This window comes from Bradyrhizobium iriomotense (genome assembly GCF_018130765.1).
In the GTDB taxonomy this organism is placed as follows: Bacteria; Pseudomonadota; Alphaproteobacteria; order Rhizobiales; family Xanthobacteraceae; genus Bradyrhizobium; species Bradyrhizobium iriomotense_A.
Genome location: NZ_JAFCJZ010000004.1, coordinates 410,836 through 426,000, shown reverse-complemented (window position 1 = coordinate 426,000; position 15,165 = coordinate 410,836). Strand labels below are relative to the sequence as shown.

Genomic DNA, 15,165 nt, shown 5'->3' with positions numbered 1-15,165 from the left:
CGTCCGAACGACTTGGAAATGCGATACTAGCTCCTTGCGCGACCATCGATTGATTCCACCCGGTGATATCCGCTGCCGTGTTGCAGCTGTTGTTCTGCGGCGTTCGCTCCCGGAAGCGCTTGGCTTCCGGGAGCGCTGGAAGACTAGTTCTGCCAAAAGTCCTTCGAGAGGCGCCGGCGCTTCTCGCGACCTTCCTTCGTGGTGAAGTCGGAGATACCCGCGGTCGAGTCCTTCGGCACGCCGGTCACGGGCTTCAAGAAGGGATGCGGTTGGATCGGGCGCTCAAGTGACAGTGCCTGGTCGACGGTCATGTCGGCGCTCTTGTTCAGGGCGAACTTGGTGCGGCGGAGCGAGATAGGATTCTTGGCGAGCATGACCTTCACCAGAGCATCGACCTCCTTGTCGAGCTCGGCGGGCGCGCACAGGCGATTCACGAGATCATACCGCTCCGCGGTTTGTGCGCTGAAGAGGGCACCGATCATGTTCCATTCTTTTGCCTTGCGGCGACCGGCAAAGCGGTTGATGCGTGAAATGCCGCCCCAACCCGGGGTGATGTCCCAGTCGATCTCCGGCATGCCCCAGCGCGACCGATCGGTGGCGATCACGAAGTCGCACACCAGAGTGAGCTCGAGGCCGCCGCCCGTGCAGACGCCGTCGACCGCAGCGATGGTCACCGGGGTCAGGTTCTCGAGGATGTTGACCGTCTCCTGGTACAGCTCGACCTGCCAGTACGCATCATCGGGCTCCCACTGATTGAACTCCTTGATGTCGTCACCCGCGCAGAATGTGTCGCCAGCGCCCTTCAGGAGAAGGATGCGGCAGGCCCGGTCCGCCCTGACCTGGCGCACCGCCTGGTTCAGTTCAGCCGAGAGCTGCTTGTCGAGCGCGTTGTGAACCTTGGGCCGGTTGAGCGTGATCGTCGTGATCTCGCCCTTACGATCGTAGGTCAGTTTCTCGTATGCCATTTGACGGGGTCCTCCATATGCATGCTTGCATAAGGGAAGAATACATGATTACTTCCCTTACGCAAGCGTAAATCGTCGCTGCGTTGCCGCATCTGCATATTCGCGAGGAATCTTCGTGGGCTACGAGTTGCATCCCCCTTGTGCGGAATCAAAATCCGTTCGATACGGAATTATGAAACGCGGGAAGGGCGCATCACATTTTGATCCGATCTACCGGACGGGCGAACTTTTAGGAGACGCCTGGTCGTGGATGATTCTTCGCGAAGCGATTTTCGACGGCGCCACAAGGTTCGGCGAATTCCAGGAGCGATTGGCTATCTCGCCGAAAGTCCTCACGGCGAGACTGGGAATGCTGTCAGAAGGAGGGCTATTCGAAAGACACATGCTCGAAGGCCGCGGCGCCCCAGTCGAATATAGATTGACAGACATGGGAAGAGATTTCGCCTCATGTCTTCTGAGTGCAATGAGATGGGGGCTGCGCTGGCAGGAGACAAAAGCGAGGTCGCGTCACAGGACGGTCGTGTCTCACGAGAGATGTGGGCATCCTTTCGTGGCCGAATTCCGTTGCTCGCATTGCCGCGAACCCGTCCGCTCCCGTGACGTCGGTGTTGTTTCGATGCACCGGGCTTCCGCGGATCTGATCGGTCACAAACGGCAGCGTATGCCTGATCTCGACGTCATCGATCGCTCCGGGACCTGTCCGATAGCTTACACGCTACGCGTGATCGGAGACCGCTGGAGCTCTTTGGTAATCCGCGAATGCTTCCTGGGCACAAAGAGATTTAGCGAATTCGAGGAGCATCTCGGAATCGCTACCAATATTCTGTCAAACCGCCTCGAACGGTTGGTCCACCTCGGTGTTCTCATCGCAAGCCCAATCTCCGACCAACGAACGCGTTTCGCGTACAGGCTCACGGAGAAGGGGCATGACCTTTATGGCGTGCCGCTGGCACTTCTTACCTGGGGAGAGCGCTGGCTCGCGCGCGGCGAAAGCCTGACGAAGCTGGTGCATAAGCCTTGCGGCCACCGCTTGCGCGCTCTCTTCTGCTGCGGATCTTGCGGAGCTCCCGCATCCTTTGACGATCTGGCCTTCCGCGCAAGATAGCGCAGCCTAACCGCATCGAGTTGGGAGCTCGCGCCACAGACAAGTAGAAGTACCGCCGTGCCGTAATAGATAATATCGTTATCTAAACCAAGGAGGAAATGAAATGACCGTCGATTATTCACGCTACCACGAAATCACAGCGCAGCGAGAGGACCGCATCCTGACGCTGACGTTCAATCGGCCGGCACAGTACAACGCCGTGAATCACGAGCTCCACGAAGAGCTATCCGACATCTTTTACGACGTCGCGAAAGACGAAGAGACCGATGTCGTCGTGCTAACCGGAGCCGGAAAGGCGTTCTGCGCCGGCGGCGATCTCCATGCGATGAAGGAGCACGCCGACGCCCACGGGGGTCCGGGCAGCTACCTGTCGCGGGTGAGCGCGAAGCGGATCATCTATTCGCTGCTCGACATCGAGCAGCCGATCATCGCGAAGGTGAACGGCCCATGCATGGGACTGGGCGCTACGATCGCCCTCTTCTGCGACATCATCTACATGGCAGACGACGCCACTATCGGCGACCCGCATGTCAGGGCGGGCGTGGTGGCGGGCGACGGCGGCGCGATCATCTGGCCCCAGTTGATCGGATATGCCCGCGCGAAGGAATTTCTCATGACCGGAGACAGCATCAAAGCGCCTGACGCAGAACGCATGGGCTTGGTCAACCATGTGGTCCCACGCGCTGATCTCGACCGGGCCGTACAGGAGATGGCGCAGCGACTTGCAGAGGGACCCAGAGACGCCATCCGTTGGAGCAAAGTGTGTGCGAATGTCGGGTTGCAGCAACTGGCGCACTCGATTCTCGACGCCTCCATGGCCTACGAATTCCTGACTCTTCGTAGTCCTACACACAAGGAAGCGATCCAAGCATTTACCGAAAAGCGCAAGCCGCAATTCCAGGGGCTCTGAGCGGCTATCGTGATTCCTCGGCCGCGCTGGTCGAGGAATCATTCGAGGCTCTAGCCGCGACCACAAGTAGTTCAAATTGCGGAAATGACGTAGTTTTCCGTCACGTCGGCCACCGTCTCATCGACCTTTACACCAGCCGACAAAGATCAGCCGTCCGAGCCTTTACAGATTGGGGCGTGGCAACTCGGCGACGAAGACGTCCCCTCCTCGCAACGAACTGCGGGTCTGGTTGGGGCAAAGCCTTCGGACGAAAAACGAGCATCCCGAATACCGACACTGCATTAACCATTTCATCGCGGTAAGACTGGCTTTTCGCCGCACGTATTAGCATATTTGCGGTTGCCGCCCGGTGCTGGAACACCGAACGGCAACCTAACCACAACCGATTGTAAGGAAATCGATCATGGCTAAGCACGACTATAGCGCCGATTCGGCGCCACTGCCCCACCCCTCTCTGGCGTTTCAGGTCCGGTCCCATTTGACCGACGTCGACAGCGCGCTCACCGCCAATCCGGTGTCCATCGCGACCGACACGACCGCCCTCATCACCCGGCTGTCCAACGGCTAGCCGAGATCGCAAGGCCCGACGTCGTGTGACGCAGATGCGCCGCATGGACTGATCGGTTTTCGTCCTACGCTCTGGCCGAGCTTGCAGATGTAGTGCATCTGCCCTCACCGCAGCCGGAAGGCGAAAATCCAAGAGCCAATGATGCCAAACACCCTTCATTGCGAAGATCCGCTGTGAAGGCGTGACGCCTCAAAGGTCCGTTCTGGTTTAACGACGTCGGCCTCGTGATCTCTCAACCCAGAGAGATACACACAATGTCCTTTTTCTTCAACAACACCTCCGCGCAACCCGCCTGCACCAGCAACATCCACCGTCCGATGGGCGGCATCGCCGGCCTTCGGGAGGTCCACGACGACGTTGGTCGCCTCACCGTCTCGGCCTTCCCGTTCGCGATCGTGAAAGACATCTCGCTCACTCTCGCCGCAGTGCCGGCCTGCTACATCCTTGCGGATCATGCGACGGCCTATATCGGTGAGACCGGCAATGCAGGCCGCAGGCTCGGCGAGCATTCCTGCGATCCGTCGAAGGCCTTCGCCCGCGAAGTCTACGTCATCTCCGGGTACCAGCGTGCCTGGTTCGACAAGACGGCAGCCATCTACCTGCAGTTCCGTCTGACGCAAATCGCGGAGCAGGCCGGCTTGGTCGACATCATGAAGGGGACGAACCCGCAAGTGCTGGAGCTCCCCAACCACAAGCGCGCCTCGCTCGACCACTTCGTCGAGCACGGCGAGCGCCTGCTGTTCGACGCTGGATGCCGCGTACTCCGCAGTAACTTTGCGAGCCAGCGCCGCAAGCCGGAAGCGGCCGACGCCGATATGGCGATCGGGCCGGAAGACACCGGACCGATGCAGATCGACGTGACGGGCTTGCCCCCGCTCGGTAGTGAGCTCGAGCTCGCCTATGGCGACCTCTGGGCGCGCGGCTACCCGGTCCGCGACGGCTTCGTGGTGACGGCCGGGTCGGAGGTGCGCAGCCTCGTCAACCAGAGCGTCAACCCGATCCTGCACACCCGTCGGGCCGAACTCGCCGCGGCCGACGCGTTGGCCACCATCCCCGGCATCGACGACCGGGCGCGCCTCCGCGTGGCCGTCTGCTTTCCCTCTGCCGCCATCGCGGCGAAGGTTGTGACAGGTGCACACGTCAGCAGCGGCAAGTGGGTCAATCCCCGCTATCCCGAGCCGATCTTGATCGCGGGCTGAGGGATCAATCATGTCGAACAATATGGAAATGCCGGCGCGCGAACGCCTGCATCACAGCCTCTCCGTCCAGACCGGCGATGCTGCTGATCCCGCCTGGAAGATCTCCAGGCCGGCCACCTCCAGGTGGCCTTTCACCGCCCAGGATATCTCACCGCTCGCGTGGTGGCGGACCCTGCCCTCCAACCTCCTCCGCGATGCCGAGCACCTGCTGGTGATCGACACTCTCGACACGATCTGCGTGATGGACCGCCACGACGAGGTTGCTACGGCGCTGCGCGGTGATCCCGCCGTGGCCGTCGGGGTCGCACTCTCGCTGCTGCCCATCCACGAGGTGACGCTCACCGTCGACATCGCCATGACGGCGCTGCTGCGCTGCGCCCTCGGCGGCGACGCTACGGCCGCCATAGTCGTTGCGAATCTCCTTCACCGCATCGAACTCGACCATCCTTTCGCAACCGAGTTGTCGGCATCCTGGTGCACGCGGGCCGCCAGCCATTCCCGCGAGGGAGCGGGCCGCGTCCTCCAAAACTCCGACTTGAACGCGAGCCTGTTGTTGGACATGGGCGACTGCCACGAGGAGGTCGGAGCATGAGCGCCACGAGCGACGACAGCAACGACCTCGACCTGCCGGCCGCGGAGGACGCGGTCTCGACTGGCGCGGCTGCAGATTCGGCCGATTGGGACGAACGCCTCAAGGGTCTACCCAGGCTCCTGCGTTATGCCATGCTCGCCGTTGACGGGGCCGATCACGTTCAGGAACGGCTGATCGCGGAAATCAACGAGCTTTGCCCGGGACTACCCCACAATGTCGCATGGGCTTCGGTCCCAACGCTGGCCAACGGACTGGCGCTCGCAGCTGAACTCGACCGTCGCGCGGCTGCTCAGAACGAGCCGAATCTCAGGAGCCTTGCCGATAGCATCCGGCTCGTGAGCTTGCCCACGCCGCGTAGCGACGAGCACTTCGAATTGCATCGCAGAGTCGCCAAAGCGCTGGTCAAGGCATTTCAGGTGAGTTCGTTACGAGTTGAAGAGCAGGTCCGCTGCGATCTCGAGCGGTTCACCTACGGCTGGGCCGCGCTGCCGGCCTGCGCGCATTTTCTGCCGGGAAAGTTCTCTGCAGCAATGAACGCCGCGCAGGTCGGACACCGCATGGCAGAGCATCGTATCTCGGCAGCCAAGGCGGCACTACGAAGCAAACTCAAGGAAGAAGAAGAACGCAGAAAGAAGCGGGCGGCTGAGGATCGGGCCGAAGCTGTCCAGCAGCAGGCCGCCGAACCTGCGGAATCCGTTCCCGACCATCATGTCGTGGTGGCGCGTCTGTCGGACACGGAGATGAAGAACACCAAACTCAAGGAAATCCTGGGACCGCTGAAGGGCGTCATTAACACTGCTTTGCCGCTCGTCGAGGTGCCGCCGCTCCACGAGGCGCGCAATGTTCTGCTGTTCGAGTTCCCGTACGCGGCCGACGTCATCGATTTTGCGTTGGCCGATCTCGTCGGGCGCACCACGGTCCATTTGCGCCCCCTCCTGATTGTCGGCGAGCCCGGCGGCGGCAAGAGCCGGTTTGCCCGGCGCCTTGGCGAGGTGTTGGGTGTCAGCGTTTGGCGCACCGACGGTAGCCGTTCGGACGGCGCCGTCTTTGGAGGTACGGATCGCCGCTGGTACTCGGCCGAACCGTGTCATGCCTTCCTCGCCATTGCGCAAGGGCGCATCGCCAATCCACTTGTGCTGATCGATGAGATCGAGAAGGCGGCGACCAGGTCGGACTATGGCCGGCTCTGGGACACGCTTCTGGGCTTTCTGGAGCCGGAAACGTGCGCCCGCTACCCCGACCCCGCACTGCAGACCAATCTTGATCTGTCGCAGGTGTCGTACATCGCCACCGCCAACCGTCTCGATCCGCTGCCAAGCCCAATCAGGGACCGTTTTCGCATCGTGACCTTTCCCAAGCCGACCGCGAATGACCTGGACGCGCTGCTGCCGGCCGTGATCGTTGATCTCGCCAAGGAACGCGGCCTCGACCAGAGCTGGATGACACCGCTCGACGGCGTTGAGCGCGAAGCCGTCGCGAAGCACTGGCCCGGCGGCTCGGTGCGCCGCCTGCGCCGCATCGTCGAGGCCATCCTGCGCGAACGCGACGTCCGCGCATCGAGGAACTGAAACATGGCCGAGCATGGCTCCGGAAGGGCACGGCCACTATTGCCTCGACCGCCGCAATTGCGCGGGATAACCCGAGCGCAGGGCTTAAACGGCGCACCCGCGCCCGGTACTATCGCGGGCAATCCTCAGAGGACCGATACCGTGACCGATCCCCAGATCGTCTGCCCGAACTGCCGTACCGAAATCAAGCTGACAGAATCGCTCGCGGCCCCCCTGATCGCCGAAACGCGCCGCAAGTTCGACCAGCAGCTTGCTGCCAAGGAAGCAGACTTTGGCCGGCGCGAAGCGCTGCTCAAGCAGGCCAGCGAAGAAATCGCGAAAGCTCGCGAGACCGTTGACGAGCAAGTCGCCGCCAAGCTGAAGGCGGAGCGGTCCAATATCGTCGAAGCGGAAGCAAAGCGAGCACGCCTGGCGATCGCCGATGAACTCGGCGTGCGCGACCAGCAGCTGGCAGATTTGCAGCAAATGCTCGCAGCCAACAACGAGAAGTTGGCCGCGGCCCAGAAGATCCAGGCGGACATGCTCCGCAAGGAGCGCGAGCTCGACGATGCCAAGCGCGAAGTCGAGCTCACGATCGAGACGAAGGTCCAGCAGGCACTCGCCGCTGTGCGCGACAAGGCCAAGCTGGAGGCCGAGGACGGCTTCAAGGCGAAGGTTGCGGAGAAGGAAGCCCAGATCGCCGGCATGAACCGGCAGATCGAGGAACTCCGCCGCCGGGCCGAACAGGGCTCACAGCAGCTGCAAGGCGAAGCCCTGGAGCTCGAACTGGAATCCCTGCTCCGGAATCAGTTTCCGCGCGACCTCATCGAGCCGGTGCCGAAGGGCGATTTTGGTGGCGACGTCCTCCATCGCGTGTTTGGTCCTGGTGGGCAGACCTGCGGCACGATCCTTTGGGAATCGAAGCGAACCAAACGTTGGAGTGACGACTGGCTGACCAAGCTCCGGAGCGACCAGCGCGCAGCCAAAGCGGAGGTCGCCCTCATTGTCTCCAGCGCGTTGCCGAAGGATATCGAAACCTTTGGACTGGTCGACAATGTCTGGGTCGCGGAGCCCCGGTTCGCCGTTCCGCTGGCGATTGTGCTCCGGCATGGGCTGATCGACCTCGCCGGCAGCCGTCAGGCTCAGGAAGGCCAGCAGACCAAGATGGAGATGATGTACGGCTATCTGACCGGTCCGCGCTTCCGCCATCGCATCGATGCGATCGTGGAGAAGTTCACCGACATGCAGGCCGACCTCGACCGCGAGCGCAAGACGATGATGCGGCTCTGGGCGAAGCGCGAAGAACAGCTCCGCGGCGTGCTCGACTCCACCGCTGGCCTCTACGGCGACCTCCAGGGCATTGCCGGTCGGGCAATGCAGGAAATCGAGAGTCTTGATCTACTGATGATCGAAGCGAAGGGTGAAGCGGCGGAGTAGATAGGGGAGCTAATATGCTCGTTTGAGCACTGATAAGGTTTGCGACCAAACCTTATCAGTCGGTCAACTGGAACCATCTTTTCCATTTCCTTGTTTGTCGCCAACTACTCTGCTTGCGACCACACCTCCCGGTCTGCAACCCGGCTCCGCTTGTCACTGTTTTGCCTGCCGCTGCCTTCCAGGATACTGGAACTGCGCACAAATGGCGGAGGTGTTCGGAACCATTCGTCAGCGTGAGAGGACCCGTCTCGATGAGGCAGCACTGCGCTCTTGAGTGCTGCTTGCTTCACGCCACAAACGAGCAACCTGCGAGCAGCAGCATCGCCCGGCCCAAGGCGGCTAGCATCCTGGGATCACGCTCGCACAGAGCTTCCATGACAGCTCGGACATCGAGGGCCTCGCCGCCTGAGGTGGCATAAGCGAACCTCGTCGCCACCTTGCCTATCTCGCGATAATAGGCGGTGAGATCTTCGTGGGCGGCGCACGCCTTCATGGCGCACAACATCAACGGAAGTATCTGCTCGGACTTGGAAGCGTTTGTTACCAAGCGCAGGCATCGAGTAATGACCGCATCTGCTAGCGTCGCACTTCTCGTCATGGAAGCGACATAAGCGCAGCACGTGAGTATCAAACGAGCGGTCCGAGGCGAGGCAAGCTCCTCGTTCGACCCTTCTAACAATCGCATCATCTCATCAATGTGGCTGCTATCGATCCCGCCTGCGTATGCGATAATCAAAAGGCCCGGAGCTTGCTTGAATGAATCGCGCTGTTTGAGAAGCTCCTGAACCTTGTGGATGTCGGCTTCTCTGGGGTGTGTCAAAGAAGGGAGCCGAAATCCATCGAGCGGGCCGGGGAAAATTGCTGACATTTTTGGATCGAGTTGGTTGAGCGCGGTTTCGATAAGACTTGTCCAAGAGGCAGGCGCCTTTCGTTTGCCGAACCGGCCAAGGGCTCTAAGGCATCGACCAACTATCTCGGCTCTGATCGAATCCGGTCCGATCCAATCTGAATCCCAGCGAGGCTCTTCTCGCAAATCGGGGACGGCATGCCACGTGTAGGCGCCACTAAATGCGTCTACCGCCCACCTCAGGAACTTCGTTGTGTCTGTGATATTGGACAGTGCGTTCGTAAGGACACCGGCGTGGGCAAGCGCAGCCAAGCGGAACCAATAGAGGGGTGCGCTGTGCTCGTTTGCGAGAGATCTCAACCGAGTGCTCGATATGACCGCGCAGGCCGAGAAAACCTCACATCGCCGATGAAGCCAAGTGGGGTCTTTGAAGAGCCTTTCTAAAAAGCGTCGTCCCATCGCCGTTGCAGCCCTGTCGCCGGCGCGATGTCTCACCACGCAGATCTCAAAACCGAACAGCAAAGAAAATGGATCAAAGGCGCCAAGCAGCAACTCAGTTTGGGTCAGCGATATGCGAGGCATCTCGCTCAACGGCATTACGTCGTCCGACAGACACCCGAAGGCGAGCCGCCGCAACCCGACATCTCCTTTATCCAACATGAAGCTACGGAACGAGGCATGCTGGCCCTGAGCATGCTCGGACAAGGTACTACCGCTCGGGACTGGTCCGACCAGGCGCTCAAAGTAGAGCCGGTCACGGGGGACCATGTTGTCCCCATTTAGGTTTTTCGGTTTCGAGAGCGACGCAGCGAAGGCCTCCGGCGTCTCCCTCGTGGCTGCGGCCAATTTGACGAACTCTTCCTCCTTGAGTGGACCAGTTCTTAAGGCTTTCTGCCAAGCCTTCTCCTCGTCGCGGAGCAAAGGATGGTTCTTAAGCATCCGCGCTAACGTGGCTGATCGCTTGCTTTGAGACGTACTGAGAAGGCTAGCCTCAGAAAACCTCAAGTTCAGACCGTCAAGGACGATCACCGGAACGCCGGCACGATCGATCGATGTCTTGACTGTGGCACGTGATCCGTCTGCGAGGCTCAATTGCGCGGAACGTTTCCCGGCTAATGCATTCCTAACGCACTTTACAAAGCTCGTCAGTTCTACCTCTTTAACGCCGTTTAGCGTCAATGCGGTCCTTAGCGGAATGCCAACTGCAGCTGCAAATCCGTCGAGTTCGAGAAGGTCTTTCTTAGTCTCTGGATGAGCAGCTAAAACCAGTCTTCTAACCACCGCTCGCCTGACGTCGACCGGATAGGCATCCTTCGTTTCAACAAGCTCTCTTAGGAACTTAGCGATGAATTCGATCGACGAACGATACAAAGCTGGCTGCGCTGAACGGAAGTGCTTGAGCAATCGTTCTTCGACCCAAACACCGTAGCGCTGCTCCATCTCCACTCTTGAGAATGGGCTTGTTACGAGCATCGCCAGATGGTTTGTCGCTACCTGTGTCGCTGCGCCCCATGCTCGCTCGTCCGCGGGCTGGCGTACCCACGCGAGAGGATTTGGAAGGAGAGTTAAGAGCCAGTTCGCGCGCGCAATCGTCCCTGCGGAAAATCGCCGGTCACTCCAGACTTGACGAAGAACCTGGTAGATCACTTGCCGTGAATGATTGAACCATGGGACTTCGGTGTCGACAAATGCCTGATTTTCATATGCGATCGTGAGGCTGCGGCGTATGGCGGTTAGCTCAGGTGTCTCCACCAGATGCTCGCTCTCGTTCTCCGCCCTATTTAGCTCGCGTCTCAGCTCCTCGGGATTGAATGGCACCGGGTGGTAACCGGCCGCCCGCAGCCGATGATGGTGTTCGTAGATCTGCGGCTCAGACAGCTGTCCTCGACTGTTAAGAGCGCGGATTAAGTCAAGGGTTGTAACGCACGGCACGGCCCGCTTTCCGTCTGACCAGCGCCCCTCATGAATAAGGTAGCGGTCATCGCAGACAACGGCGTCTATCTCTGACAGGTCTGACATAATGTCGACGGAGGGGAGTTTCTCTCCAACATTGTGTTCCTCGTCGCCCACCGCGCTAGGCAACTGCCGTCGGGCGGTGAAACTCAGACCCGAGCGTGCTTCGATGGACGCGTTGAGTGTCGAGCGAATACGCTCCACGGCGGATAAGAGGTCGGCAGAGGCCTCGGAGCTTTGGATTACCGAATCGCAATGGCTTTCAACCTCTTCGTGAACGAATACGTTCTTGATCTCCTGAGTGAGTGCGTCGAGTAGACCGACATGGTGAAGGTACACGACCGAGAGTTGGTCTAAATACAGAACGGATCGCTTAGTTATTCGCTTTGACTTAAATGGCCAGCCCTGATCCACCTGTGCTAGATAGACTTTCGCTCCTTCCGCGACAGCGTTCGTGACTTTACCTTTGAGATAATGCAAGACCTCCAGAGTGTCGGTGATGCAATCAGAGAAGGCGCTCATATCGACCTTCTCTTCGAGGAGTGACCGAAGCTTGAAGACCAGTGCGCTACGCACGACTATAGCCTTGTTCTCCCGCGCGGTATTTAGCAACTGATGCAGGTCCGGATCGATATCGAGGGACACGCTCTCGGCGACGCTTATCCGCTCTGATTTGAGAATTTTGAGCCGCTTCTTCGCAATAAGGTCCTTAATGTGCCGAGCTTTGGCGACCTCGGACGGCTGACGGAAGCGAATGAATTGCCTGTCGATGAAAAGAGAACTTAGGGTAGATGGCGCAATGCGGACTTGATCGAATGCGCCGATCACCTTTCCCAGTAGGCCCAAATAGTCGAGCGTGTAGAGCGCCGTGATGTCGAGAGCGATCCTGCGCAGGCCGTCTAGATCGTTGGGGCCTCTCGCACCGGAGAAGGCCAGTACGGGAAATTGCTGTTTTGGATTTGTGGTTCGTTGATTTCGTTTTGCGACGCCAACATATAGCTCTATGGGCTGGCGGTTGACGACGCGGGCGGCCACATTGAGGGGAATTTGGGCTTGAGCTAAAAGGTCGTTGGCGTTCTCAACTCTCTCGTTCCATCCGGGGGTTCGGTTGACGATCTCTTGAAGCTTAACGTGTTGGATTGGGCCGGTCGGTCCTGAGAGCTCAACGGCTTTTTGAAACCACTCGTGCGCGCGTGATTCTTGGTATTCGTCGCCTCTGTCGACGGAAAGTTGATAAGCGGCAAGATAAGGTTCAGGTTTGTCCGGTGCGGCAGCGATCGCGGCATCCCTAAATTGATCGACGTAGGGGCTGCCACATTCAAACGCCATGCGCGCGAGCCTTATGAGCGATACTGGGTCAAGTTGCGCAATGCGCGATACTTCGCGCGCGACGATCGATTGGATATGCCCCCAATCTCCCGTCTCCATAGCCGTGTTAATGTCCAGCTCTCGATCGTTCGTCTCATGACGTTTGCCGACTAGCTCCCGGGCGATAGTACGCGCCTCCAGAACTCGGCCGAGATGGAAAAGCGCCCATCCTTTGACCGAAGCAAATTCATCCTTTCTGGCATGAAGCTCCGGATATTGGTCGGACAGTTCGATGATCTCCTTGTACTGTCGTTCAGCGTAAAAGGCTTTCTGGGCGAGTTCGTAGTCCTCCTCCCGCTTATCTTCTTTGACCAGGATGGGCGCATATTTGGTGAGTTCTGCAAAATTCTTGTCTCGGAACAGGCTGAGCACCAGCAGTCGCAGGTGCGTGAGTTCCTTGTCGGTCTCATACAGGTTGCGAACGCGTTCGGTCTCGTTGCCTTCTTCGACAGAAGCGATCAGCGCCTCTATGGTGGTGGCCGCTTGTTCGCTGAGGACTTTCTTGCGATGTTCTTTAACTCGTACCTTGGCATCTTCAAACCGGCCGATGCGGGTTAGTGCTTCAGCTTCAATGTGCGCGAGGATCTCAAGGGAGAGATCTTGGCGTGAAAAGACTTCAGCGTGATGCTTGTCGAAGTATTCGGCCAGTTTTTTGACGTCTTGGCTGAACCAAGCCAGCAGAAACAGGGTGTACTGGTCATCAGCGGTGGCTTGGCCCAGCTCATACTTTGCAGTCAAGGAACGCTGTAGCGCGTCGCGATTGAAAGGGATTTTATAGGCGAGGGCCAGTCGCACCCTGCGCAGCGTCTTGTCGGGATCTTTGATCTCTTCCTCAATCTGCCGCTTTGCATCTTGGGCGGTCGATGAATCTTCGAGACGCAACCACAAGATCTGCTCATCGAGGTAGGGGCTGTAGAGTGTTAAATTCAGCGGCTTTATGCTTGATCGCGCAGCTTCAAGCTCTGAGCGTGCCTTAGCAATATTCGCTTGCGTTTGAGGGATGCTCGCAAACTGCAGCATTCGTGGGTTAATCGGTAGACCTTGGAACAGTACCCCTCGCTGATCACTAGGAAGTACAGCTGCGAGCAGCAGATTTGCCCGAATGGTTCTGAGCGCCGGAAACTGCTCTAGCCAATCCGCTGACAGGGCTTCCGCCTCGGTGAGCGCTGTCTGATGGTCACCTACCTCAGCGCGGCGTAATAGCAGATTGATTGAACCTGCGGCCCCGAGATCACGAATGCTGTAACCTTCGAGACGCATCCATGAGAGCGCTTCGGCGACGCCTTGGCGGCGAGCGATCACATTGAAGCGTGCGGCGCGCGCCTCAGGCCGGTCGAGTTTGCTCAGCCGCGTTAGGGCTTCGTCGCTATTGCCTTCCGCATCCGGCAACAGGGCGTCATAAAGCAACGTGTCACCCACGCCGAGCTTTAGTGCCTCAGCATGGAAACGCTTCGCGTTATCGACAGTCTCTGATGCCAGATTTGCCCTTGCTGCACGCTCTAGCGCGTCTGCGCGTAGAGCAATAGGCGCGGCTACCAAATTGCCAGCCGTGACGCGGGCGGCTATCTCGCCAAATTCCTGCGCAATCTTTGCCTCGCCAAACCCGCGTCTCTTATTTGCGCGTTCCAGCTCGGCCTTGAGCTGGCTTTCCGCGAAATCAGGCGGCAGGGCGTAAACCTGAACAGATGTTTGCCGCTGAATTTGGTCTGCAATGCCTTGAACTTGAGCGGCGGTCGGTTGGCCCTTTTGAACTTGGGCTACTTTATCGAGTTGTGTTTGGAATGCTTGGAGTGAGGGGCTCCACCCAGGATCGAATGCCTGCCGAGCACTGGGATATTGGTCGATCAGTTCTTCGAGCGTTCCCCAGCCCCAAACCTCAATGCGGATGTTCCGCTTCTTCTTGGCCTGATCAAGTGTAAGTTTCTGGGCTAGCTGATCCAGCGCTGTATCGTTCTTAGCTGTTGTAATGATGATGTATTCTTTTAGCTTCGGCGAATACTTGAGAGCCTTCTTCACCTCGGCGCGGACTTCATCTGCAGTCAGCGTGCTGGTCGGAGCTTTCTTTTTGCACTGAATGCCGACGATCTTGCTGACCTTCTCATCGCGGTAGCCGATCAGATCCACGCCATATTGTTCCTGGCCATCGCGCCCGAGGCGCTTCACCGAGGGGTCCTTTAAAATCTCACGGAATAGGACAACCGCTTTGCGCTCAAAATCTGCGTGATTTTTTGGGATAGGAACGTGGGTCGGCGTACTTCCTGCCATGGTTTGCCAGACTTCCTTGACCGCATCCTCAATAGATTTTTTTACAAAACTGGTGCGGGTGGCCGGACTCGAACCGGCACAGGCCTTGCGGCCCGCGGATATTCCTACCACTTCGGCTTTCGCCGCCGCCCATTCGGGGGCCGTGGTCTGGACTGTCCCCTCACCTTGGCGATGTCCGCTGTAGGTACCGCGCGTCTAGTCTCTACACCTTGTCCCTGCCGGGGCTTTGCTCGGGATTGCCAGCTAAAGTTTTCCCGAGGTTCGGTTCTGCTCCTGAAGTCTCCCCAGGGCGCTCGATGGTCAAATCCCCGCGGTACAACTGACAATATCGGCAAACGGACTTTACCCTCAAGGTCACCGAAGTGCGATTGCACAACAATTTGGCTAAGGGCGAGCGATAAGGAGAGCG

The 15,165-nt window shown here is 58.9% G+C and carries 9 protein-coding genes; 7 read left to right on the top strand and 2 right to left on the bottom strand.

The genetic code is table 11. The annotated features are described in order from the left end of the window. Positions 1 to 143: 143 nt before the first annotated feature. Positions 144 to 965 (bottom strand): enoyl-CoA hydratase/isomerase family protein, encoded by an 822-nt coding sequence (locus JQ635_RS10650; protein WP_211409796.1) that lies wholly within the window; start codon positions 963 to 965, stop codon positions 144 to 146. Positions 966 to 1,080: 115 nt separating this feature from the next. Between JQ635_RS10650 and JQ635_RS10645 the strand changes: the two genes are divergently transcribed. From JQ635_RS10645 to JQ635_RS10615, 7 genes are all read left to right on the top strand, one after another. After that, on the top strand, positions 1,081 to 2,070 hold the full coding sequence (locus tag JQ635_RS10645; RefSeq protein WP_211409795.1) for a winged helix-turn-helix transcriptional regulator: 990 nt from the start codon (positions 1,081 to 1,083) through the stop codon (positions 2,068 to 2,070). Positions 2,071 to 2,173: 103 nt separating this feature from the next. After that, positions 2,174 to 2,980 (top strand): enoyl-CoA hydratase/isomerase family protein, encoded by an 807-nt coding sequence (locus JQ635_RS10640; RefSeq protein ID WP_211409794.1) that lies wholly within the window; start codon positions 2,174 to 2,176, stop codon positions 2,978 to 2,980. A gap of 403 nt (positions 2,981 to 3,383) precedes the next feature. Then, positions 3,384 to 3,548 carry a hypothetical protein gene (locus JQ635_RS10635; RefSeq protein WP_211409793.1) on the top strand — a complete coding sequence of 55 codons (165 nt, stop codon included), beginning with the start codon at positions 3,384 to 3,386 and terminating at the stop codon, positions 3,546 to 3,548. Between the two features lie 254 nt (positions 3,549 to 3,802). Further along, positions 3,803 to 4,747, top strand: coding sequence for a hypothetical protein (locus JQ635_RS10630; protein ID WP_211409792.1), 945 nt, complete (start codon positions 3,803 to 3,805; stop codon positions 4,745 to 4,747). A gap of 10 nt (positions 4,748 to 4,757) precedes the next feature. Then, on the top strand, positions 4,758 to 5,339 hold the full coding sequence (locus JQ635_RS10625) for a hypothetical protein (RefSeq protein WP_211409791.1): 582 nt from the start codon (positions 4,758 to 4,760) through the stop codon (positions 5,337 to 5,339). Beyond that, positions 5,336 to 6,907 carry an AAA family ATPase gene (locus JQ635_RS10620; RefSeq protein WP_211409790.1) on the top strand — a complete coding sequence of 524 codons (1,572 nt, stop codon included), beginning with the start codon at positions 5,336 to 5,338 and terminating at the stop codon, positions 6,905 to 6,907. The genes JQ635_RS10625 and JQ635_RS10620 overlap by 4 nt, the downstream gene beginning before the upstream one ends. A gap of 141 nt (positions 6,908 to 7,048) precedes the next feature. Then, on the top strand, positions 7,049 to 8,323 hold the full coding sequence (locus tag JQ635_RS10615; protein WP_211409870.1) for a DUF2130 domain-containing protein: 1,275 nt from the start codon (positions 7,049 to 7,051) through the stop codon (positions 8,321 to 8,323). A gap of 286 nt (positions 8,324 to 8,609) precedes the next feature. Here the strand turns inward: JQ635_RS10615 and JQ635_RS10610 are convergent, their stop codons facing one another. Beyond that, positions 8,610 to 14,867 carry an HTH domain-containing protein gene (locus JQ635_RS10610; protein ID WP_211409789.1) on the bottom strand — a complete coding sequence of 2,086 codons (6,258 nt, stop codon included), beginning with the start codon at positions 14,865 to 14,867 and terminating at the stop codon, positions 8,610 to 8,612. Positions 14,868 to 15,165 lie beyond the last annotated feature (298 nt).